Below are 21,560 nucleotides of genomic sequence, written 5' to 3'. Positions count from 1 at the left end.
ACGCCACCTTTATCCAAAACTACCTTGAATGTACTTTTCAGTGATTTCACCTTGAGGATTAGTAAAAATATTGGTTGTAGTATCATATTCTAGCGCATGTCCCAGATGAAAGAATGCTGTATACTCACTAATTCTTGAAGCCTGCTGCATATTGTGAGTTACCATAACCATGGTATATTTTTTGCGCAGTTGCTTCAGCGTATCTTCAAGCTTGGCAGTAGACACCGGATCCAAGGCACTGGCCGGTTCATCTAGAAGTAAAATTTCTGGTTTTAAAGCAATGGCTCGAGCAATACACAGTCTTTGCTGCTGACCCCCAGAAAGAGCTAGAGCACTCTGATCTAGCTTATCTTTGACTTCATCCCACAAAGCTGCAGCTCTAAGACTTTCCTCAACTATCTGATCTAGTTTCTTTTTGTTCTGTTGACCGTTAGCTTTCAAAGCATAAGTGATATTTTCTCTAATCGATTTAGGAAAAGGATTTGGTTTTTGAAAAACCATACCGATAGCTTTACGCAATTCATAGACATTAATTTTACTTTGGTTAACATCAAGATTATGAAACATAATGCTGCCATCAACCCGGGCTACCCGATCATTCATACGATTAAGTGAGCGCAAGAAAGTTGATTTTCCTGATCCAGAAGCTCCAATTAAAGCAGTAATTGTATTTTTCTTAAAGCCCAAGCTGACATCAAACAACTTCTGGACAGTACCACCATAGAAAACACTCAAATTTTTCGTTGATATTGCACACTCATCCTCAGCAAAGGTCTTAATGTAGCTTTTTTGATTTTGCCAATTTTCCATAAGAACCCTCCTACTTTATCTTGGCAGCGGTTAGCCGTTTATAGATCCAGTTGCCAAGTGCACGTGCACCAAAGTTAAAGATGATAACCACAATTACTAACAGCGCTGAAGTCGCAGCAGACACCACGTTAACATCAGGAATAATACCTTCAGTATTTACTTTCCAAATGTGTACAGCTAATGTCTCAGCGGGACGCATAATATTTAAAAAACTAGTAGGACTAAACATATTCCAGTTTGAATAATCTACGGTAGAGCCGCTCTGCCCAGCGGTGTAAATTAAAGCAGCAGCTTCGCCAAAAACTCTTCCGGCGCTCAAAATCACGCCAGTAATTATTCCAGGAAGGGCAGCTGGTAAAACAATACCGTGAATAGTTTTCCAATTTGATAGCCCCAAAGCCCAGCCGGCTTCTCTTTGCGTCTGAGGAACACCTTTAATTGCTTCTTCGATATTACTGGTCAAAGTAGGTAAATTGAAAAAAGTTAGTGCTAAAGCACCAGCAAGGATGGAAAAGCCCAAGCCAAATTGAACTACAAATAGCAGATAGCCAAAAAGACCAACAACAATTGATGGTAATGAACTCAAAATTTCGATAGTAGTTCTAATCAATTGCGTAAACCAGTTGTCTGGGGCGTATTCAGCTAAATAAATAGCAGCTCCCAGAGCGATTGGCAGGGAAATAATCAAAGTTAGAAGTAAAAGGTAGAGAGAATTAAACAGTTGGTCTCTAATTCCGCCGCCTGCTTCAAAGGATGATGAGGCTGAACTTAAGAAATGCCAAGATAAGTGTGGGATTCCGGAAACCAAAATATTACCTAAAATTCCCACCAAAAGCAATATAACAATTCCCACTAAAAAGTAAATTACGCCAGTAGCAATTCGATTTGTTTTTTTTGCATTCATAATACTACTAACTCTTCTTTCCAATTAAATGTACTAAGAAATTGAACACCAATGACATAATTAACAGTAAAAGTGCCAATGACCATAACGCATTATTAGGTAAAGTCCCCATAACAGTATTACCCATTTGACTAGTCAATTGACTTGTTAAAGTAGCTGCCGGACTTACCAAGTTATAAGGCATTAGAACCGCATTTCCGATTGCCATTTGAACAGCCAGGGCCTCCCCAAAAGCACGAGCCATACCAAAGATAATAGCTGTCATAATACGGGAACGCGCAGCCCTTAAAACAACGTGATATATAGTCTGCCATTTTGTCGCGCCCAATGCAGAGGAAGATTTACGCAAATCCTTAGGAATCGCTTTAAACGCATCAACAGTTAGAGAAGTAATTGTCGGCAAAACCATTACAAAAAGTATTAATGTTGCTGTTAAAATACCAAAACCTGTTCCGCCAAAAATAGTTCTGACAGCCGGAACCACTACCATTAAACCAATAAAGCCGTAAACTACGGATGGTATTCCTACTAATAACTCCATTACCGATTGCAATAGTTGCACCCTTTTGCCTGATTCATATTCAGTCATAAATAGTGCTACGGCAATGGAAAAAGGTGTCGCAATTAGCGCTGCAAGTAGAGTTACTGCAAACGAAGTTACAATCATTGCTGCTGCCCCAACGTGGTTCTTACCAGCACCGGGATTCCAGTCAGTAGAAAAAAGAAAATGAAAGATATTTACCTTATTATCAATGAAAGTGGCCAAGCCATGCATCCCAACAAAGCCAATAATTGCAATAATTAGTATGCCAATTAAGATAATTGCTAAAAATGTTAGTCCTCTGCCCCACCACTCTTGTCGGGTCTCTTTTGATGGCTTGGTCAGACGATCAACATCAATATTTTTAGGATCAATGCCTTTAAACTTAACGTGAGGTACTTTTTGTTCGGCAATTGCATTTTCAACCACTTGCTGTAAGTCTTGTTCTTTTTTTGCCATTTTATTTACCTATCTTTGTAACCTTATTTTGACTATTGCGTGTTACTTTCATTTCGTGAACACTTATATAGCCTATTTTGGGAACCAAATCTTTTTGTACTTTTTTACTTAGTACATATTTGATAAAAGCGGCCGTTGCCTTATTGGGCTTGCCTTTTGTATACATATGCTCATAGGACCAAAGCGGCCACTTATTCGTAGGAATATTTTTATTTTCGGGCTGAACATGATTTATACTTATTTTTTGAATATTTTGGTCATTTGCGTAGGGAAAAGAAATATAAGAAATAGTACCAGGTGTTGAATTAACAATTTTTTTAACCGTACCGTTAGAATCTTGCTCTTGAGAATTTACCGCGTCTTTTCCTTTTAAAATCAAATCTTCAAATGTAGATCTTGTACCACTGCCACGTGAACGATTAATCACAATGATTGACTGATTTTTGCCACCTACTTGACGCCAGTTTGTAATTTTGCCGGTAAAAATATCGGAAAGCTGTTTCGGTGATAAATTTTTAACCCCAACGCCTTTATTAGCAATCGGAACAATTCCCACTACAGCGACTGGAAAATCTTCCAATTTTTTGGCATCAATACCTTTTTGTGTTTCCGCATAAACATCTGAAGTACCCACTTCAACAGCTCCGGCTTGCACTTGACTTAAACCGGTACCGGAACCTCCGCCCTGAACCACAATATTGCTGCTCATATGGGCCAGGTGATAATCATTACCTGCTTGTTCTATTAAAGGCTGTAAGGCACTGGAGCCAACTATAGTAATTTTTTCCCGGTTTTGACTGCAGCCAGTTAAAAAAAGGGGTATAAACAAGATTAATGCTAGCAGTACACCCAAATTACTTTTTTTCATAATAATTCCCTCAATTAGACAAATAAATTCAGCTTTAGTTTATCAAAACTTTCACCATAGACCAATCATAAATACTTGCAAAGAGAAAAAAAGCAACTTGCCAAGATAGCAAAGTTGCTTTAGTTAACTATTTTGTTTTAGTCCAAATTTAATGGATCAAGTTTAATTCCAGGGCCAAAGGTTGCAGCCACAGCTACGCTCTTAATGTATTGACCCTTAGCTGCTGATGGACGTGCACGTAAAATAACGTCACGTAAAGCATCAAAGTTTTCAATTAACTGTTCATCAGTAAATGAAACTTTTCCGATAGCAGCATGAATAGCAGCTTGACGGTCAACACGGTATTCAACCTGACCAGCCTTAACATTCTTAACGGCTTTTTCAATATCCATTGTTACAGTACCGGTCTTAGGGTTTGGCATCAAGCCTTTAGGTCCTAAAATACGACCTAAGCGACCAACTTTAGCCATCATTGTTGGTGTAGCAACAACAACATCAAAGTCTAAGTAGCCATTTTGTACTTTTTCAACCAGATCGTCAGAACCAACTTCGTCAGCTCCAGCCGCTTTAGCTTGTTCAGCTTGTGGACCATCGGCAAAAACAATCACCTTTTGGGTCTTACCAGTACCGTTAGGCAATACCAGTGAACCACGAATTTGTTGGTCAGCCTGTTTAGGGTCAACGCTTAAGTTGTATGAAACCTCAACTGATGCATCAAAGCCTGCATATGAAGTTTCTTTAACTAATTTAATTGCTTCAGCAACTGAATATAATTTCTTTGAATCTACTTTTTTAGCAGCTTCTAAATATTTTTTACCATGCTTTGGCATGTGATTTCCTCCTTAATATGTGGTCAAGCGAGTTTAAACTCTCCCACCTAAATTGTTATAAATAACAGGATTAGTCTTCGACTTCGATACCCATGCTTCTAGCAGTGCCTTCGATCATCCGCATAGCAGCTTCGACATCAGCAGCGTTAAGGTCCTTCATCTTTGTTTCAGCAATTTCCTTAACTTGATCCTTGGTAACCTTACCAACTTTCTTGGTATTAGGTTCACCAGATGCCTTATCGATCTTAGCAGCTTGTTTCAAAAGAACTGGAGCTGGTGGAGTCTTAGTTACGAAGTCGAATGAACGATCTTCGTAGACTGTGATGACTACAGGAATTATCATGCCTTTTTGGTCAGCAGTTCTAGCATTGAAGTCCTTAGTAAAACCAACAATGTTAATACCTGCTTGACCTAAAGCTGGACCAACTGGTGGAGCGGGTGTTGCAGCACCAGCTGGAATTTGTAATTTAACAACATTTACAACTTTCTTTGCCACGGTCAAAACCTCCTTGATTCCGTGCGTGGTTAAAATGGAAAAGTTACCTACTTTTCCTCCCACAATAATAAAAGTACTTTAATATATTATCATCAATTTAGCAATTTTGCAATAATTGACCTATTTATTAACTAATCTTCTTCACTTGATCATAGTCAAGCTCAGTGGTAGTAGCACGGCCAAACATGTCAACCGAAACAAACAACTTATATTTATCAGGCTGAATTTCAGTAATTTTGCCTTCAACGCCATTAAAAGCGCCATCAATAATAGTAACAGTTTCCCCAACTTCAAAGTCAATTTGTGGTCTTTTAGCCGGTTCACCTTGTTGGCGTAAGAGTCTATTTACTTCTTCTTCTAAAAGAGGAGATGGTTTGGAGCCACCACCGTGTGAACCCACAAAGCCAGTTACATTTGGCGTATTACGCACGACAAACCAGCTTTCATCCGTCATTACCATCTCCACCAGAACGTAGCCCGGAAAGATTTTTTCTTCTACTTCTTTTTTCTTATTATTTACTTTTTCAATTTTTTCTTGTTCAGGAACCATAACGCGAAAGATATAATCTTGCATTCCCATACTTTGTGCACGTGACAATAGATCTGATTTAACCTTATCTTCATATCCTGAATAAGTGTGAAGTACATACCACTGCTTCTTAGTTGTTTCTACCATTATTAGAAATTCTCCTTTTATTTTTGGCAAACAAAAAAGCCTCCACGTCAGAAGACTTTTATAACTTATTCAATTGTACCACAAACAGAGAAACTGTGCTATTACATAACAATTTGTGTAATATTGGTGAGCAATAAATCAAGCAAACCTAAATATGCTGCAAACAAAATTGAGGAAACAATTACGATTGCTGTATCATGACGATTCTGTTTAAATGTTGGCCAAGTGACCAAACGCATTTCTTCAGCTACACTTTTAAAAAATTTAACCATAACTTACCTCGTTTCCTTATGTAAAGTCATTTTACCGCAATGTTTACAAAACTTTTTTAATTCGAGCCGCTGAGTGCGATTTTTACTTGCGGTGATTGAGTAATTACGAGAGCCGCAAATACTGCAGGCCAATGATGCTTTTTTCACTGCCATAATCTCACTTCCAAACTATTGTATTTTAGCAAAAATTAATTGCTTAAGCAATTAATTTAATAATTACCTATAAACTTGATTAAGTTCAAGCTTACAAAAATATAATAAAAGCAGTTGCTTCTTCAAGCAGCTGCTTTATAGTGGCCAAACTATTGCGTGACCACTGTGCGTAGAACATTGTATTAGTCGGATTTACTTCTTAAGATTTTCGTTTACGAAGGATTCGATTTTATCGTCAGTATCTTTTAGGAATGGGAGCATAGCTTCCTCAGTCTTAATGGTATCTTTACCATTCTTTTCCATAAAATAATCCCAAAGAGCATCTCTAACTGGAAGATCTGAATCACTCCAGTCAAAAACTTCTTTCATGTGACGATCTAACAATGCAGTCTTCATAACATCTTCTGCCATCTTAACTACCTCCTAAAAATTATTCTACAAGTTAAATTATACCGCATTTTCTAAATGTATACTATAAAAATACTAACTAAGCAATGTTTGGCGCATTTTTTGTACAAGGCGCGAGCGCGCTCTCGCTAAAGTTAGCTGGCTGATCTTTAAATTGTTGATTACATCTTCTTGATCCTTAATGCCTAATCCCACTAGCAAAGCATTAATTTCCAAATCAGATAATCTTGCGGTTAAAATAGCAATGTTTTCACTTAAAGGTATTTCTGGTATGGAGGCAAAGGATTTATTTAGGGGTAAAATATGATTTTTCTTTGCCGTTTCTAAAGAAATTGATTGTTTCAACGCCTGTCTGCGATAAGCATTGTCATACCTAACCAAAGATCGCGCATGGTTAGTAAGCCTGGTCTTATAATAGCTGCTGAATTTTCCTTTATTTAAATCAAAACCAATCGCCGATTCATGACAAATAATCATCGCATCCTGCTCCCAGTCTTGACTATCATAGTAGCGAACATGATATATGTTCTTAATTTTATTAATCAAAGGTTTATAAAGCCGACACAAATTTATTAGCGCCTCATCATCACCTTCTTTAATTTGCTGAATTAATTCCGCCTCACTTTTAATAGTTTTTTCAGTATCCTTCATTTACTTTCTCCTTTTGGTAAATTTTTCTGAAGAATACAACAACCAAAATATCCTAAAAATCGAACTTAGGTTCAAATTCAGCAACTATTTTTTTGTGTTAACTTAGCCATGACAAAAAGTTAAATTTGTTAAAGCCGCATTAAACTAAAAAGAGTTTTTTAGAATTTTGCAATAAAAAAACACTCTGGTTAAACCAAAGTGTTACGAAATTATGGGAGTGGATTTCTACTATTAAGCATCTGATAAAGCAAAACGCCTGTAGCGACGCTGGCATTAAGTGATTGTACGTGACCGATCATGGGTAAAGTCAACATCTGATCCATCTGCTCTTTGAGAAGTCGTGATATTCCTTTACCCTCATTGCCAATTACCAAAACTGTTTTACCATTACTATTCCATTGACGATAATCTGTGCCTTTCATATCAGTACCAAAAAGCCAGTAGCCCCGCTTTTTAAGCATCTTTGCAGTTTGTACAAGATTATTTACCCGTGCTACTGGCACATAATCAATCGCACCAGTTGAAGTTTTGGCCACCACAGAAGTTAAACCAGTAGCTCTTCTTTTAGGAATGATAATTGCATTAACGCCAGTTGCATCAGCAGTTCTTAAAATAGAGCCTAAATTGTGGGGATCTTCAATTGAATCAAGCATTAATAAAAATGGATCCTCTTTAGTATTAGCAAATTGCTCTAATAATTGTTCCAAATCAGCATATTCGAAACTCGCAACTGTTAAAACTAGTCCTTGATGATTCTCACCCTGAACTAACTTATCCAATTTACTTTTAGGAACAGTTTGTATAATTAAGCCCTTTTGCTTAGCCAGGGCATAAATTTCATTAGCAAAATTTTCCTTTATTCCTTGTTGCAAGAAAATTTTGTTAATGTGATCAGCATCTTGTGTTCTTAAATAATCCAGTCCAGCATGCCGGCCATAGACAAAATCCTTGTCACTTGAAGTCATACTTTTCAATGCCCCCATTCTCAATGGTTTTAATACACCACTCAGTTAATTCTTCAATGCGATTTCTTTTGTTTAAAAGTTCCAAGTAGCCCCAAACTGCCTCAAAACCTGTAGATAATTGGTAAGTGGCTAAACTGGTGTTTTTGGCTTTCGTATAAGTTTTTGAATTTCTTCCGCGATGAAAAGTTGCAATTTCATCTGCTGTCAGCAGATTATCTTCTTGCAGTTTTGTAATTAATGCTGCCTGTGCCTTAGCCGAAACGTAATGGGTTGCCCGTCTTTGCAAAGACTGGGGTTTAACAATGCCGCATTTAATGAGGTGACGCCTAATAAATATCTCATAAACAGCATCCCCAAGATAAGCTAAAGTTTGCCCATTTAACGTTTCTGGATTAACATCATTTTCTATCATTATTTTAGTTTTACTCACGTAGCCACCTCGTTCCTTGCAGGGTATCTTCAACTGTGATGCCCATTTGCTTTAATTCATCACGCAGTGCATCGCTTTGTGCCCAATCTTTATTTTTACGTGCTTTTTCACGTTTTTTAATTAGTCGCAGAACTTGCTCATCATTATTTTGATTTTCAGTGGTAATTAAGCGCTGTACATCTATTCCAAAAACAGCCAGCCAGCTTGTTAAAAGCTTAGCCGCTTTTTTAAGAGCACCTTTATCAGCATTTTTTGCATTAATATTAGCATTAATTTCTGGTAATAAATCATAAATGGCGGTTAAAGCATTCTGCACATTAAAGTCATCGTCCATAGCTGTGATAAATTTTTGTTCAGTGTCTTTAATTTTAGCGGCTAGAGATTCTGACTTTTCACTAACTGATTCATCTTTTAGTCGGTATTCCAGGTTATTAAATGTATTTTTGAACCGCTGTAAAATAATTTGCGCCTGTTTTAGATTTTCCGCTGAATAGTTAATTTGTCTGCGATATTGAACGCTTGCCATAAAAAAGCGCAATACTTGTGGATCCACTTCTTGCAGTAAATCGTGGACAGTCACGAAATTGTGCAGTGACTTGGACATTTTTTCTGCATCTGCCCCGACTGTCACAAAACCATTGTGCATCCAGTAATGAACAAAGGTTTTTCCTGTTACAGCTTCACTTTGTGCAATTTCATTTTCATGATGGGGAAATTCCAGGTCTTGGCCCCCACCATGAATATCAATGGTTTCTCCCAAATATTTAATAGCCATCACTGAACATTCTATGTGCCAACCAGGCCGACCCATTCCCCAAGGCGATTTCCAAGCTATTTCAGATGAACTTTTTTGCTTTTTCCATAAGGCAAAATCAATCGGGTCTTTTTTACGCTCTTGTTCTGCAGCATTAATATGCTTAGAAGCCCCTTCTTCAAGTTCGGAAATGTTTTGACTGCTAAGTTGACCATAGTGCTTAAATTTCCGGGCATGATAATAGACATCCCCGTCTGATTCATAGGCATATCCTTTATCAATTAGTTTTTGGATAAATTTGATAATCGCAGTGATTTCATGCGTAGCACGAGGATTTTTAGTAGCAGGCTCAACATTTAAAGCAGCAATATCTGCTAGGTAAGCTTTAATATATCTTGCAGCCAAATCAGGGACAGTCAGATGTTCAGTTTGAGCTTCAGCAATCATCTTGTCATCTACATCTGTAAAATTGGACACATAGTTAACCTTGAACCCACGAAATTCTAAATAACGTCTGATTGTGTCAAAAGCAATGACGCTTCTGGCATTACCAATATGAATGTAATTATATACCGTTGGTCCACAAACATACATTGTCACTTGTCCGGGCACTATCGGCTTAAATTCTTCCTTTGTATTAGTTAAAGTATTATAAATTTTCACAGCGGCTGACTTGCCTTTCTAAAATCTTATATTCTCATTTTACCAGAAACCGTGACAAATCCTAACAAGCAAAAGATTTAATCTTAACGTAGCCAAGTTCCTTTCCAATATACACTAAAACAGCGTATTACTCATTCAATAACGGAATAATACGCTGCTTTTATTTACAAGCCATTTTCACTCATTTGTTTTAATGTTAAGTCCAGATGCTCTAATACGCGTTTTTTGCCTAAGAGCTCCATCGCTTCACCAATTCCTGGTCCTACCATTGACCTGGTAGTAGCAATTCGAATTGGCATAAACAAGCGTCTGCCCTTAATCCCAGTTGCTTGGCGAGTTGCTTGTACCGCATTCATAATTTGCGGTGCAGTAAAACGGGGAATTAAATCAATTTGTTTTTTAAATTCCTCAATTACTGGTCTGGCTTCATCCTGACGAATTTCCGCAATTTCTTTTTCACTTAAATCTTTAGGTGCATTAAAGAAAATCTTTGCCAGATCCACAATTTGTTTTGTATAAGACATTTGGACAGAATAAATATTAACTAATTGTCTGACCCATTCCAGCTTTTCCGGATTGGGATCTTTTTCAACCAAACCAGCTTCCTGCAGATTATTAAGTGCTAAATCTAAAAGAGTGTCCCGGTCAGCTTTCTTAATATACTGGTTGTTAATCCATTCCAGTTTTTTCTGGTCAAAAGCAGCAGGAGAATTTGACAAACGTGCAGGATCAAATTGCTTAATTAATTCTCGTTGACTGAAAATTTCACTCTCGCCCACAGGAGACCAGCCCAATAAAGTAATAAAGTTAAACATTGCATCAGGCAAATAACCTAAATCTCTATATTGTTCAATGAATTGTAAAACAGATTCATCACGCTTAGAAAGTTTCTTACCTGTTTCAGAATTAATAATCAAAGTCATATGACCAAACTTTGGCGGCTGCCAGCCTAATGCCTCATAAACCGCTAATTGTTTTGGGGTGTTTGAAACGTGATCATCTCCACGCAAAACATGAGTGATTTCCATCAGATGATCATCAATAACAACAGCAAAGTTATAAGTTGGCATACCATCGCGCTTTTGAATGACAAAATCGCCACCAATGGTATCAGATTCGAAACTTAGATGTCCCTTAACAATATCATCCCAAGAATATGTTTCCATTTCAGGAATGTGGATACGAACAACCGGCTTTAAGCCCTTCTTTTCTGCTTCTTCTTGCTTTTGAGCAATTTCAGCAGCTGTCATGCCCTCATATTCGTAAGTATAGTGGGGCGCAATGCCCATTGCCCGCTGTTCTTCACGCTGCTCTTCTAATTCTTCTTCAGTTTTATAAGAATAATAAGCTTTGCCCTCATCAATCAGCTGTTTGATATATTTATTGTAAATATCCTTACGCTCAGATTGACGGTATGGGCCATAAGCGCCACCTTTATCAGGACCTTCATCCCAATCGATGCCGAGCCAGTGCAGGTTTTCCATTTGCGACTCTGAACCGCCTGCAACATTACGCTTCTGGTCCGTATCCTCAATTCTTAAAACAAAAGTTCCCTTATTATGCCGCGCGAATAAGTAATTAAATAGCGCAGTCCGTGCATTACCAATATGTAAATGCCCCGTTGGACTTGGGGCATATCTTACCCGAATTTTTTGTTTAGCCAAAATTCATGCCTCTTTCAAAAAGTAAATATAAACAATTTAAGTTTACGCGTAATAGTCAAAAAGTTCAATATTCGTTAGCCTAAAACCAGTTTTAATGCTTGCGGAATACTTGAAACCGGAATAATTTCAATATCTGCGTTTTTCAGGCTGGTATGCATATTATGTTTGGGAATAAAAATACGCTTAAACCCAGTTTTTGCTGCTTCCTTAATTCGCGCATCTATTTGATTAACTCGCCTTACTTCACCAGTTAAACCGACTTCGCCTACAAAACAATCTGTGGGCAAAATTTCCTGATTTTTATAGCTTGACGCTATAGCCATCACTACAGCCAAATCGACAGCGGGTTCGTTAACGCGTATTCCACCGGTAGCTGTTAAATAGACATCCTGATTTTGCAACATTAAGTTGCCCCGTTTTTCCAAAACTGCTAAAAGCAGTCCAGCGCGGTTATAATCAATACCAGATGTAGTTCTTTTAGCATAGCCAAAAGCAGTGGGTGTAACTAATGCCTGAATCTCTGCCAAAATAGGACGAGTCCCTTCGAGTGAAACGACAATAGCAGACCCGGTTGACTTCGGTAAACGCTCATCCAAAAAAATAGCAGACGGGTTAGTAACTTCTTTTAAACCATTATTAACCATTTCAAACATGCCGATTTCATTAGCTGCGCCAAATCTGTTTTTAACGGAATGCAAAATACGGTAGGCATGGTGTTCATCACCTTCAAAATAAAGAACAGTGTCAACCATGTGCTCCAAAATTTTAGGGCCGGCAATCGCACCCTCTTTTGTAACATGGCCGATAACAAAAACGGTAATAGCATCCATTTTGGCTATTTTCATTAACTCGCTTGTAACTTCCCTTACTTGTGATGCTGAACCCGTCATTGAGTCTAAGCTAGGTTCATTCATAGTTTGAATTGAGTCAATGACAACAAAGTCAGGTGCTAAAGCGGCAATTTGCTGGCGAATATCTTCCATATCAGTTTCTGGATAAAGCATCATATCATTAGCCGGCAGTCCCAAGCGATCTGCTCTTAACTTGATTTGATTAGCTGATTCTTCACCGGAAACGTACAATACTTTATATTTACCGGCTAGTTCGCTCATGATTTGCAACATTAAAGTTGATTTGCCAATTCCTGGATCACCACCGATTAAGACTAAGGAGCCTGGAACAATGCCCCCACCTAGAACCCTGTTCAATTCTTCCATACTAGTCTGAATGCGTTCTTCTTTTTCAGCCTTAACATTTTCCAGCTTAACCGGTTCACTTATTCCGGTTTTCTTGATCAAGCGACTAGGACTGCCTTTAGTTGAACGATTTTGCACCGCTTCAGTTTCCTTTTCAAACTGATTCCAGGCACCGCAATTAGGACAGCGTCCTAAATAGCTGGCAGAAATATAGCCACAAGAACGACACTTATATTTTGTTTTAAGTTTTGCCATTTAGCTTTCCTTCTTATTAGTTGAGCCAAAACCGCTTAGCCTTTGCCTGTCAATAGGCAGATCATCATCGGTTTTTAAATAATGCACAAAAATTCCCTGACCAATACGATCCCCCTTGTGAATCTGAATTGGTCTAACACCATAATTAATTAACTGCACGAAAATTTCACCTTCATTGTCATCATTATTGTAATAATCCGCATCGATGACGCCCACGCCATTTGGCAAAGAAAGATTTTTTTTAAAAGTATTTGAAGAGCGGTTAGCCAATATTAACACTTCATCTTCAGGCATATAAGCCTTTACACCTGTCGGAATCAAAAACGGCTTGAGCACATGTTCGGCCATTTCATAGTCTTGTTCGTATAGCTGATGACCATTACGAATTAACCGAAAAATACGCACAAAATTAAGCCGCCAAATACTGGGAATTAAAACGTCTTTTGCTGCTGCTAAATCATAGCCTGCGCTGGCAATTGTTTGTCTTCTAGGTAACGCCACATTTTTATTTTTATATTTAGATACAATTTCAAAGCCCCGAATTTTCTCCATACTTATCTCCTTTAAAAATCTTTAAACACTATTTTACATTAATTTACTGCTGTGTTTTAAAATCTTATATAATTAGTTTGATAAAATTAGCTGAAATATTAAAGTTTGAAGGAAGAATAAATGTTTAACTTAGATAACCCTCACCAATTTTTTCGCGAAGATGATGATAATGGCGAAACTATTTGCAGCTGGACCATGGATAAAATTAAGCGCAAAGACGCTACTGTCTGGATAATGAACCATTTCTTTATCAACCCCAAAATAGACAGTAACAAGATTTTACACAAACAAATGGCAACAGTAATGTTTATTGCTCAAGAATCTCACTTACGTGTTTGGCCACTTGATCCTTTAGTTATTAAATACTTTGAGAAGCATTCGGAATTTCATTCGATCTGGTATCATAAGCCAAATCCAGCTAACAAAAATATATAAACATTTCAGATTAAATAGGTAAAGCAAAAGCAAATATATTTTTAACAATAATTAAATTTTCAAAGATAGACTACTTTATTTAGTTAGGCTAAAATAGTATTAGTTTGTTTAAGGAGGATTTTAATATAAATGACAAAAGAAATTACAAGTGCAGCCATTGATAAATTTACAAAAGACTTATCAAATCATGCTGGAATTAATATTGCCAGTCATGCTGCTCAAGAAAACGGCATTTTTAAGGCAAGTCAAAATTTACAATCCAAAATTGATTTAACGCCTACTTTTTCAGTAGAAATTGATACCGGTAAGCCTGCTGATCAAAAGCAGTCTGGTCGCTGCTGGATGTTTTCTGCATTAAATACTATGCGTCACCCATTGCAAAAAGAATATAAGATTAAGGATTTTGAATTATCTCAAAATTACACTAACTTCTGGGACAAATTTGAAAAATCAAACTTCTTCTTCGAAAATGTAATTGCGTCAGCTAAGAAGCCACTCGGTGACCGTAAAGTTAGCTTCCTATTCGCAACCCCCCAACAAGATGGTGGTCAATGGGACATGTTATGTGGATTAGTTGAAAAGTATGGTATTGTACCCAAGTCTGTTTACCCAGAAACTGCCAATTCGAACAATTCTGGAGCCTTAAATGATACTTTAAATACTCTTTTGCGTAAAGACGGCTTAGAATTACGCGATTTGGTCAATGCAGGTAAGTCAGTAGACGAAATTGAAAAACGTAAAAACGAATTGTTAAATGATGTTTTCCGCATTTTAGCTATTTCATTAGGCGTACCACCAAAGAAATTTGACTTTGAATATAAAGATGATGATGGTAATTACCACCGTGAAGCTGGTATCACTCCTAAAGAATTCTTTGATAAATTTGTGGGCATGAACTTGGAAGATCATATTTCAATCATTAACTCTCCTACTGATGATAAACCATATCACAAAGTCTTTTCAGTTGAGTATTTGGGTAATGTTGTTGGCGGCAGACAAGTACGCCATCTTAACGTTAAGATTTCTGAAATGAAAGACTTGATTATTAAACAACTAAAAGCCGGAGAAGTTGTTTGGTTTGGTTCAAATGTTGGTAAGGATTCAGAAAGACAGCTAGGCTTGCTTGATACCAATATTTACAAACGTGATGAATTATTTGACGTTGATTTTTCAATGTCTAAGGGTGATAAACTTGATTCCAGCGAAAGCATGATGGATCATGCCATGGTTATCACCGGCGTCGACTTAGTCGATGACAAGCCTACTAAATGGAAGATTGAAAATTCCTGGGGAGAAAAACCTGGCTTTAAAGGCTACTTCGTAATGAGTGATTCTTGGTTTGATGATTTTGTCTACCAAGCAGTTATTAACAAGAAATTCTTACCTGATGATTTAAGAACAGCCTTTGATGAAGGAGCTAAGGACCCGATCCAATTACTACCATGGGACCCAATGGGCGCTTTGGCTTTTAAATAAAGTTATTATTTCCGTTCAAAAATTTAAATATTAAAAAGCATTGAGAAATTTGGTGGTTATATCACCTAGCAGTTTTCCCAATGCTTTTTTATACGCTTTGAATAAGTACTTAAAGTTGTTTTTCCTGTAGTATTCCCCGCTGCAATACGAATTGACGATCATATTTAAGTTCATTAATTTGATCATGGCTGGCAACCACTATAGTTTTATTTTGCTTTTTCAATTTTTTTAGCATAGCTACAAATAAACCAACGCTCTCTTGATCAATTCCACGTGTCGGCTCATCAAGCAAAATAATATTTTGGTTTTCCATCACAGCCTGGATGATGCCCACCTTTTGCCTCATACCAACAGAATACTTGACTATGGGTTCCGGATCGTCAGGATCAAGCATAAAGTACTGTAGTAAAGCCCTAACTTCTTTCTCATTAAAGCGCTTGTTAAGATTAGCCAGAAAATGAAGGTTAGACATGGCTGACTCATATTCCAAGAAATTGGGATTTTCAATTAATGCCCCAACAATATCATTTTCATCCAGCTTAATTTCACCGCTGTCTGCTTTTAACAAGCCGGTAATAATCTTAAAAATGGTAGACTTCCCAGAACCGTTAATACCTGAAACATGAATTAGTTCTCCTGGCTTAGCTGTCAAAGATACGCTTTTTAAAACCAGCTTCTGACCAAATGACTTTTTTATCTGCTTAAGCTCTAACATTATTTCTCCTTAAAAGCCACCATAAATTTCATGGATAGCCCGATATAACTCGTCATACACGGGACTATAATTTATTAAAATATTTTTTTCTATATAGTAGTGATAAATTAAATCTATGATTATCGCCATTAGCAATAATAAATAAGGCCTATGCCAGTTATAGCCACCAACTAACAGCCAAAGTAGAAGCAAAAAAGCCAGAACATGTAGTAGTATGAGTTCAATGCCTACAATTGGGTTACCAAATTTAAATAAAGGGTAATCAGTAAAAAAATACGGAACAAAAAGACCTAATACAAAAATTAAACAATAAATTGTAGCCAGTACCATTAAGTGCATGATCATCGACTTATTCTTTTTTCGCACCGTCACAAACACGTTGATGTTACGAAAAGTAAGTATCTGCTTATAAAATAGCAAGAAGACCGCTGGTTGCAAATACAGTGATACCATGTGAAAATTGAGGTATTCGTTTGGCAATTCCATGGTTTCCGGTGAACCTGTTTTTATAAGTATAATGCTTCCCATTAGTCCTATCAAAAATACGATAAAACCATTTAAAACAAGTCTGCAGGATATTCGCTTTAAGCGCATAATTAGCCCAGCTTTCTTTTCTGCTGCCACAATTTAATTAAGTAAGCAGCAAGTGACAGATAAACCAATGCCACTACTATAAAAAGCAAATATGAATTAATCGGTGGCAAGCGAGAACCTAGCGCAAACTGTCCCGGTGCAAGTACAGCAAATGGAAACCACAAATACGAGAGAAAGAGCAAAAATTCATTGCCCAGTGATATTATGAATGACAATAAGGTTAAACCCAGCCCTACACACGGGCCCAAAACTAGATAAATACTATTTTTTGATACAAACAGACCAATACTGAAAATTAAAACAGCAAAAATACCCCAGCCAATAGCAGATAATATAACATACGAACATAAGTCAATTAGTTGGTTAGTGGAAAAATATCCTGGTCTTGCACCAATGTATAATTTGATAGGTCTGGTTTTAAAGAAAAAGGGATAATAAAATGAGTTAATTAATGCTAACTGGTAAAGATTAGTTATTAAAGAAAATACTACACCAATAATAAACGAGCGAATAATCCCTGCTTTGATAAAACCATGATATCCAATTCTTTGCTGGACAGCGCTAAACATATTATTATTTTTAAAATAGATTAAGAGACCAGCTCCAAAGATAGGTACCAAGGCCAACAAAATAACTAAATTTATAATATTTTCGTTCCAACCATTAGGCTGAATTGAAAAGAAAAGCATAACAGAAATGTCAACTGCTTTGCCCTTTAATGGTATTAATCCTGCTTCAGATTTAGCGGCTATAAAAAACTGCCAGGTAATCATAAGAAAATAAATAATTAGAAAAATAAGAACAAATTTTTGGGTTCGTTTTAGCATTAGCAGAAGTCCTCTTAGCAAATATATCTTTGAATACTATATAATGTATAATATTAATTATAAACTAAAATAGTATGCCAAAAAAGTTAAGAAAAAACTAATTTTCCCCTATTAAAAAATGCTCTTATTGTTGCCTTTATTCATATGATTACTTAAATAAAATTAAAAACTTAACATAGACCTACTTTCTTAACAAAACGCATAAAAGCGGCTTTACCCTCTAAAGTTTGTTTGAAAACTCCTGCGTCTTCTAAAACGCGAGCAAAAACAAGACCTAATTCTTTTTGCAAAATTTGATCCACATTTGTATTTGTTATTTCATACTTACTGCTAATTTCCTTAGCCCAGTCAAGATGCATAGGTGCAATACTGTTAGGCTGGTTAAGCAAAAACTTTTTTACCTCAAGCAACTCGGGCTTCAATCGTGGCGGAAAAATTGCTAATCCCATTACTTCAATTAAGCCGATATTTTCTTTTTTAATGTGCTGTACATCAGCATGGGGATGGAAAATTCCATCAGGATATTTATCTGAAGTCTGATTGTCTCTGAGGACTAAATCAAGTTCATAAGTTTGTTCATGTAAACGTGCAATTGGGGTAATAGTATGGTGAGGTATACTGTTAGTAAATGCCCGAACTGCTACTTTTTCATCACTATATTTTCTCCAGTTTATTAAAATTTTATTTGCTAAATTGATCAAGCTATTTTTATTCAGACCGCGTAAACGGATCACAGACATAGGCCACTTGACGATACCTGCTTCGACATCATCGAATCCCTTAAAATTAAGTTTTTTATCAATTGGTGCTTTTTCCATCGGAAAGCGATGCTTGCCCCCCTGATAATGTTCGTGCGCTAAAATCGAACCGCCTACGATTGGCAAATCCGCATTGCTACCAACAAAATAGCCCGGAAATTTAGCCACAATTTCCAGTAAATTAGCAAAAGTTTGTTCATTGATTACCATCGGTTCATGCTTTGGCGCTAAGAAAATACAGTGCTCATTAAAATATGCATAAGGAGAATATTGAAAGCCCCAGGTCTCATCTCCTAAATGAAAGCGAATGATACGGTGATTGGTACGCGCAGGATAATTTACATGACCTAGGTAGCCCTCATTCTCCATACACAACTGACACTTTGGGTATGATTTTACTTTGGCATTTTTAGCTGCAGCAATTTCTTTAGGATCTTTTTCCGGTTTGGAAAGATTAATCGTAATTTCTAGGTCGCCGTATTTACTTGCAGCTGTAAAATAAATATTTTTTGCAATAGCTCTGGTTTTAATATAATTGCTATCTTTACCCATTTGATAAAAGTCAGCTATCGCTTTTTGTGGTGAGCTCTCATAAGTTTGCCAGAAATTGCGGTTAACAATACTTGGTCTAGGGACAATCAAATTCATTAATTGTGCATCAAGGGCATCCCTAGCGGAATTATTAGCTGGGCACTTTCTTGAATTTTGAGCAGCCTGAATCAACTCGTCTTTAAGATCCAGTAGATCTTCCTTATTGGTTGTTACTTTTCTGGCCTCATCACCAACAAGGGCCAAAATTCTATTTCTCAAATAAATACGATCAAGTTCAGTAAAATCGCTGTGGGCAATAACTTGCGTAATAAAATTATCAATTAGATTCGTTTTATCCATCTCAACTTTCCAACATTATAAAACTTTTGTACCATCAGCAGTGTCTGCAATATAAAATGAAGGTAAGTAGCCAATTTCTTCTTGATAAATATCAGCGACATTTTTTTCAAAAGCTTCAACTTTATTTTTGGCAACCAAAGCTATCGCACAGCCACCAAAACCAGCACCAGTCATTCTTGCACCCAAAACTCCAGGTTGCTTCCAGGCAGTATGAACCAATGTATCAAGTTCTTTACCCGTCACTTCATAGTCATATTCTAAAGAGACGTGTGAGGCATTCATTAAGTGACCAAATTCATTTAAATCACCCTTTTGCAGTGCTTTTTCAGCATTTAATGTGCGTTCATTTTCCCAGACTGCATGACGGCAGCGTTTCAGCAGGTTTTCTGTTGGCAAAAGATAACTATTCTCATCAAAAGTTAAATTATCCAATTCACCAAGCGACTGAAATGACAGTTTCTCCTGCAAAAAGTGCAGTCCCTTTTCACATTCTGCTCTACGTTCATTATATTTTGAGTCTGCTAAGGTCCTTTTTTTGTTAGTATTCATAATAACAATGACATTATCCTTCAAATCAAGGGGTACCAGCTCAGACTCTACCTTTTCAGTATCCAGCAGAATGGCGTGATCTTTTTTACTCATAGCAACTGCATATTGATCCATAATGCCAGAATTGACGCCAATAAAGTCGTTTTCGGTTTTGACTCCCAGTTTAACGATTTCTAACTTAGAAAAAGATAATTGAAATTGATCCTGCAATAAAATGCCAATTAACATTTCTAAGGCTGCAGACGAAGATAATCCGGCACCATCAGGAATATTGCCATTAATATAAATATTAAGACCATGATCAATCTTTGCCCCATCTTCGAGCATAAAATGCAGCATCCCTTTTGCGTAGTTTGCCCATGAATCTTCCTTTGCAAACTGCAGCTGGTGCATATCAGTTTCTACTACGCCCATAGCGGCAAAATTAGCAGAATAAAAGCAAAATCTTTCATCAGTCCGCGGACTGGCTGCACCATAAATTCCTAAAGATATTGCACAAGGGAATACATGACCTCCATTATAATCTGTGTGCTCACCAATTAAGTTAATTCTACCAGGCGAAAAATAACAGCTGGTTGGTTCTTGGTGATAAATTTTACTAAATTCTTGCTTGAGTTCTTTAATTTTCATTTGTTTTCATTTCCTTTTAAAAGCGCTATCAGCATACTAACAATTAAATTATACTTCATTATAATTTACCAGCAAGGCTTGAAAAGGAATTCTCAATATTAAAAAAGAGTTTCGTCTTGTCGAAACTCTTTTCAAGGCTATTACCAAATATGTAATAATCTATCCGGATGTAATTTACATAAATTAAACTGGTGCACATGCTGCGGCCGGCTTTGAGGAAATTGCTCCAAAAAATCAGCCGGATTAGCTAGTCCCGTAGAATATGACCAAACACTTTTAACCTTTTTAATAGGATCAAGCATTTCATTTCTAACCGGATACGCAGAAATCAAAAAATGTTTGTGATGAAATTTAAATACAAAAAACGGTAAGCGAAACTGATTGACAACTTCATCCTTGGTTTTCCCAATCGTAACTACATTACGATATGTACCATACTTTTCTGTAAATAAATCATTAAAAGAAAAATAAAAATTGGAAATATGCACATGAGGAAAGTTCTCTTCTGTAACTTTATCAGGAATTGCGATGACGTGAGCAAAATGATCCAAATTACTTTCCTTTTGCGATAATGCTTTACCTAACTGATTAGGGCTTATCACATGCGCCCACTCAGGCACATCAAAGTTATCTTGATATGATAAAAACATTTCCCTAATCACATTAGGCTTAACCCAATCATACTGTCTGCGTATTTCGTTACGATTTAATAAATTTCGCAAAGTTTTATGATACATTAAATCAACGACAAATAACTCATAATGATAACGCTCGACCCAGGACTGATAATGTTCGATGTTTTCCGTAAAAATATGCGTACTATCTACAATAACTGTTTCGCCGCGTTTCATTTTTTCTTCTACGAGGTAATCCACCACTTTTTCCGTTTGCTCGTTTGCATAACGGGGAATAACTTGATGTAAGCAATCTGTTTCTTCTTCATAATAATAGGTTAGATTCGCCAATAACAATCTGATCTGATCACGACTAATTGCATATGGCTGTAAGTGATGACGAGAAATAAATGAAGATTTACCAGAGCCGGGTGCGCCTCGTAATAAAAATATTTTACGCATGCCTCTACTCCAAACTAAAAATGTAAAATTTAAATGATATCGTATTAAATTTTAACATATAA

25 protein-coding genes are annotated in these 21,560 nt (G+C 36.8%); 2 read left to right on the top strand and 23 right to left on the bottom strand.

Annotation, left to right across the window (positions count from 1 at the left end; translation table 11 throughout):
• Positions 1 to 9: 9 nt before the first annotated feature.
• The 17 genes from pstB to H3R29_RS05565 all read right to left on the bottom strand — a co-directional run bounded on the left by pstB (position 10) and on the right by H3R29_RS05565 (position 13,547).
• Positions 10 to 810: a phosphate ABC transporter ATP-binding protein PstB gene (gene pstB, locus H3R29_RS05645; RefSeq protein ID WP_046325280.1), complete on the bottom strand. Its 801-nt coding sequence runs from the start codon at positions 808 to 810 to the stop codon at positions 10 to 12.
• Positions 811 to 820: 10 nt separating this feature from the next.
• Entirely contained in the window at positions 821 to 1,714 is an 894-nt protein-coding gene (gene pstA / locus H3R29_RS05640) for a phosphate ABC transporter permease PstA (RefSeq protein ID WP_046325281.1), read from the bottom strand.
• Positions 1,715 to 1,721: 7 nt separating this feature from the next.
• Positions 1,722 to 2,714, bottom strand: a complete 993-nt coding sequence (pstC, locus tag H3R29_RS05635) for a phosphate ABC transporter permease subunit PstC (RefSeq protein WP_046325282.1) — start codon at positions 2,712 to 2,714, stop codon at positions 1,722 to 1,724.
• Between the two features lies 1 nt (position 2,715).
• Entirely contained in the window at positions 2,716 to 3,582 is an 867-nt protein-coding gene (locus H3R29_RS05630) for a phosphate ABC transporter substrate-binding protein (RefSeq protein ID WP_046325283.1), read from the bottom strand.
• Positions 3,583 to 3,719: 137 nt separating this feature from the next.
• Positions 3,720 to 4,412, bottom strand: coding sequence for a 50S ribosomal protein L1 (rplA, locus tag H3R29_RS05625; protein ID WP_038523574.1), 693 nt, complete (start codon positions 4,410 to 4,412; stop codon positions 3,720 to 3,722).
• A 70-nt stretch (positions 4,413 to 4,482) separates the two neighbouring features.
• Complete coding sequence (gene rplK / locus H3R29_RS05620) at positions 4,483 to 4,908, bottom strand: 50S ribosomal protein L11 (protein ID WP_046325284.1); 426 nt, start codon at positions 4,906 to 4,908, stop codon at positions 4,483 to 4,485.
• Between the two features lie 127 nt (positions 4,909 to 5,035).
• Positions 5,036 to 5,584 carry a transcription termination/antitermination protein NusG gene (nusG, locus tag H3R29_RS05615; RefSeq protein ID WP_038523578.1) on the bottom strand — a complete coding sequence of 183 codons (549 nt, stop codon included), beginning with the start codon at positions 5,582 to 5,584 and terminating at the stop codon, positions 5,036 to 5,038.
• Between the two features lie 101 nt (positions 5,585 to 5,685).
• On the bottom strand, positions 5,686 to 5,856 hold the full coding sequence (gene secE, locus H3R29_RS05610) for a preprotein translocase subunit SecE (protein ID WP_046325285.1): 171 nt from the start codon (positions 5,854 to 5,856) through the stop codon (positions 5,686 to 5,688).
• A 3-nt stretch (positions 5,857 to 5,859) separates the two neighbouring features.
• Positions 5,860 to 6,009 (bottom strand): 50S ribosomal protein L33, encoded by a 150-nt coding sequence (gene rpmG, locus H3R29_RS05605; protein ID WP_084619582.1) that lies wholly within the window; start codon positions 6,007 to 6,009, stop codon positions 5,860 to 5,862.
• 192 nt (positions 6,010 to 6,201) lie between these two features.
• On the bottom strand, positions 6,202 to 6,420 hold the full coding sequence (locus H3R29_RS05600; protein ID WP_110446376.1) for a hypothetical protein: 219 nt from the start codon (positions 6,418 to 6,420) through the stop codon (positions 6,202 to 6,204).
• Between the two features lie 72 nt (positions 6,421 to 6,492).
• The gene (locus H3R29_RS05595; RefSeq protein ID WP_198202681.1) at positions 6,493 to 7,068 is read right to left on the bottom strand and encodes a sigma-70 family RNA polymerase sigma factor; all 576 of its coding nucleotides are present in this window, start codon (positions 7,066 to 7,068) and stop codon (positions 6,493 to 6,495) included.
• Positions 7,069 to 7,277: 209 nt separating this feature from the next.
• Positions 7,278 to 8,033, bottom strand: coding sequence for a 23S rRNA (guanosine(2251)-2'-O)-methyltransferase RlmB (gene rlmB / locus H3R29_RS05590; RefSeq protein WP_198202682.1), 756 nt, complete (start codon positions 8,031 to 8,033; stop codon positions 7,278 to 7,280).
• Complete coding sequence (locus tag H3R29_RS05585) at positions 8,020 to 8,463, bottom strand: Mini-ribonuclease 3 (RefSeq protein ID WP_046325289.1); 444 nt, start codon at positions 8,461 to 8,463, stop codon at positions 8,020 to 8,022. The genes rlmB and H3R29_RS05585 overlap by 14 nt, the downstream gene beginning before the upstream one ends.
• Positions 8,456 to 9,880 carry a cysteine--tRNA ligase gene (cysS, locus tag H3R29_RS05580; protein WP_198202683.1) on the bottom strand — a complete coding sequence of 475 codons (1,425 nt, stop codon included), beginning with the start codon at positions 9,878 to 9,880 and terminating at the stop codon, positions 8,456 to 8,458. Before cysS ends, H3R29_RS05585 begins: the two co-directional genes overlap by 8 nt.
• Positions 9,881 to 10,044: 164 nt before the next feature.
• A complete protein-coding gene (gene gltX / locus H3R29_RS05575) occupies positions 10,045 to 11,544 on the bottom strand; it encodes a glutamate--tRNA ligase (RefSeq protein ID WP_198202684.1) in 1,500 nt (499 codons plus the stop codon).
• Between the two features lie 74 nt (positions 11,545 to 11,618).
• On the bottom strand, positions 11,619 to 12,995 hold the full coding sequence (gene radA / locus H3R29_RS05570; protein WP_198202685.1) for a DNA repair protein RadA: 1,377 nt from the start codon (positions 12,993 to 12,995) through the stop codon (positions 11,619 to 11,621).
• Entirely contained in the window at positions 12,996 to 13,547 is a 552-nt protein-coding gene (locus tag H3R29_RS05565; RefSeq protein WP_198202686.1) for a dUTP diphosphatase, read from the bottom strand.
• A 120-nt stretch (positions 13,548 to 13,667) separates the two neighbouring features.
• Here H3R29_RS05565 and H3R29_RS05560 point away from each other — a divergent pair, with 120 nt between their 5' ends.
• Complete coding sequence (locus H3R29_RS05560; RefSeq protein ID WP_198202687.1) at positions 13,668 to 13,982, top strand: hypothetical protein; 315 nt, start codon at positions 13,668 to 13,670, stop codon at positions 13,980 to 13,982.
• Between the two features lie 129 nt (positions 13,983 to 14,111).
• Positions 14,112 to 15,458 carry an aminopeptidase C gene (pepC, locus tag H3R29_RS05555; RefSeq protein ID WP_198202688.1) on the top strand — a complete coding sequence of 449 codons (1,347 nt, stop codon included), beginning with the start codon at positions 14,112 to 14,114 and terminating at the stop codon, positions 15,456 to 15,458.
• Between the two features lie 109 nt (positions 15,459 to 15,567).
• Here the strand turns inward: pepC and H3R29_RS05550 are convergent, their stop codons facing one another.
• From H3R29_RS05550 to H3R29_RS05525, 6 genes are all read right to left on the bottom strand, one after another.
• Positions 15,568 to 16,173 (bottom strand): ATP-binding cassette domain-containing protein, encoded by a 606-nt coding sequence (locus tag H3R29_RS05550; protein WP_198202689.1) that lies wholly within the window; start codon positions 16,171 to 16,173, stop codon positions 15,568 to 15,570.
• A gap of 9 nt (positions 16,174 to 16,182) precedes the next feature.
• Positions 16,183 to 16,701, bottom strand: a complete 519-nt coding sequence (locus tag H3R29_RS05545) for a hypothetical protein (RefSeq protein WP_146207095.1) — start codon at positions 16,699 to 16,701, stop codon at positions 16,183 to 16,185.
• A 68-nt stretch (positions 16,702 to 16,769) separates the two neighbouring features.
• Complete coding sequence (locus H3R29_RS05540; RefSeq protein ID WP_198202690.1) at positions 16,770 to 17,594, bottom strand: hypothetical protein; 825 nt, start codon at positions 17,592 to 17,594, stop codon at positions 16,770 to 16,772.
• A gap of 170 nt (positions 17,595 to 17,764) precedes the next feature.
• Positions 17,765 to 19,243, bottom strand: coding sequence for a UDP-glucose--hexose-1-phosphate uridylyltransferase (locus tag H3R29_RS05535; RefSeq protein WP_198202691.1), 1,479 nt, complete (start codon positions 19,241 to 19,243; stop codon positions 17,765 to 17,767).
• A gap of 15 nt (positions 19,244 to 19,258) precedes the next feature.
• Positions 19,259 to 20,422 (bottom strand): galactokinase, encoded by a 1,164-nt coding sequence (locus tag H3R29_RS05530; protein WP_198202692.1) that lies wholly within the window; start codon positions 20,420 to 20,422, stop codon positions 19,259 to 19,261.
• A gap of 140 nt (positions 20,423 to 20,562) precedes the next feature.
• A complete protein-coding gene (locus H3R29_RS05525; protein ID WP_198202693.1) occupies positions 20,563 to 21,498 on the bottom strand; it encodes an AAA family ATPase in 936 nt (311 codons plus the stop codon).
• Positions 21,499 to 21,560: the final 62 nt, after the last annotated feature.

It is taken from the genome of Lactobacillus sp. M0393, assembly GCF_016102025.1.
In the GTDB taxonomy this organism is placed as follows: Bacteria; Bacillota; Bacilli; order Lactobacillales; family Lactobacillaceae; genus Lactobacillus; species Lactobacillus melliventris.
The sequence above is the reverse complement of the archived record's forward strand: the minus strand, read 5'-3'. Positions and strand labels throughout refer to the sequence as shown.

What these genes read in the sequence shown, in the direction of transcription:
- pstB (WP_046325280.1), bottom strand. Translation starts at nt 810, where the DNA reads ATGGAAAATTGGCAAAATCAAAAAAGCTACATTAAGACCTTTGCTGAG.
- pstA (WP_046325281.1), bottom strand. Translation starts at nt 1,714, where the DNA reads ATGAATGCAAAAAAAACAAATCGAATTGCTACTGGCGTAATTTACTTT.
- pstC (WP_046325282.1), bottom strand. Translation starts at nt 2,714, where the DNA reads ATGGCAAAAAAAGAACAAGACTTACAGCAAGTGGTTGAAAATGCAATT.
- H3R29_RS05630 (WP_046325283.1), bottom strand. Translation starts at nt 3,582, where the DNA reads ATGAAAAAAAGTAATTTGGGTGTACTGCTAGCATTAATCTTGTTTATA.
- rplA (WP_038523574.1), bottom strand. Translation starts at nt 4,412, where the DNA reads ATGCCAAAGCATGGTAAAAAATATTTAGAAGCTGCTAAAAAAGTAGAT.
- nusG (WP_038523578.1), bottom strand. Translation starts at nt 5,584, where the DNA reads ATGGTAGAAACAACTAAGAAGCAGTGGTATGTACTTCACACTTATTCA.
- secE (WP_046325285.1), bottom strand. Translation starts at nt 5,856, where the DNA reads ATGGTTAAATTTTTTAAAAGTGTAGCTGAAGAAATGCGTTTGGTCACT.
- rpmG (WP_084619582.1), bottom strand. Translation starts at nt 6,009, where the DNA reads ATGGCAGTGAAAAAAGCATCATTGGCCTGCAGTATTTGCGGCTCTCGT.
- H3R29_RS05600 (WP_110446376.1), bottom strand. Translation starts at nt 6,420, where the DNA reads ATGGCAGAAGATGTTATGAAGACTGCATTGTTAGATCGTCACATGAAA.
- H3R29_RS05595 (WP_198202681.1), bottom strand. Translation starts at nt 7,068, where the DNA reads ATGAAGGATACTGAAAAAACTATTAAAAGTGAGGCGGAATTAATTCAG.
- rlmB (WP_198202682.1), bottom strand. Translation starts at nt 8,033, where the DNA reads ATGACTTCAAGTGACAAGGATTTTGTCTATGGCCGGCATGCTGGACTG.
- radA (WP_198202685.1), bottom strand. Translation starts at nt 12,995, where the DNA reads ATGGCAAAACTTAAAACAAAATATAAGTGTCGTTCTTGTGGCTATATT.
- H3R29_RS05565 (WP_198202686.1), bottom strand. Translation starts at nt 13,547, where the DNA reads ATGGAGAAAATTCGGGGCTTTGAAATTGTATCTAAATATAAAAATAAA.
- H3R29_RS05560 (WP_198202687.1), top strand. Translation starts at nt 13,668, where the DNA reads ATGTTTAACTTAGATAACCCTCACCAATTTTTTCGCGAAGATGATGAT.
- pepC (WP_198202688.1), top strand. Translation starts at nt 14,112, where the DNA reads ATGACAAAAGAAATTACAAGTGCAGCCATTGATAAATTTACAAAAGAC.
- H3R29_RS05550 (WP_198202689.1), bottom strand. Translation starts at nt 16,173, where the DNA reads ATGTTAGAGCTTAAGCAGATAAAAAAGTCATTTGGTCAGAAGCTGGTT.
- H3R29_RS05545 (WP_146207095.1), bottom strand. Translation starts at nt 16,701, where the DNA reads ATGGGAAGCATTATACTTATAAAAACAGGTTCACCGGAAACCATGGAA.
- H3R29_RS05540 (WP_198202690.1), bottom strand. Translation starts at nt 17,594, where the DNA reads ATGCTAAAACGAACCCAAAAATTTGTTCTTATTTTTCTAATTATTTAT.
- H3R29_RS05535 (WP_198202691.1), bottom strand. Translation starts at nt 19,243, where the DNA reads ATGGATAAAACGAATCTAATTGATAATTTTATTACGCAAGTTATTGCC.
- H3R29_RS05530 (WP_198202692.1), bottom strand. Translation starts at nt 20,422, where the DNA reads ATGAAAATTAAAGAACTCAAGCAAGAATTTAGTAAAATTTATCACCAA.
- H3R29_RS05525 (WP_198202693.1), bottom strand. Translation starts at nt 21,498, where the DNA reads ATGCGTAAAATATTTTTATTACGAGGCGCACCCGGCTCTGGTAAATCT.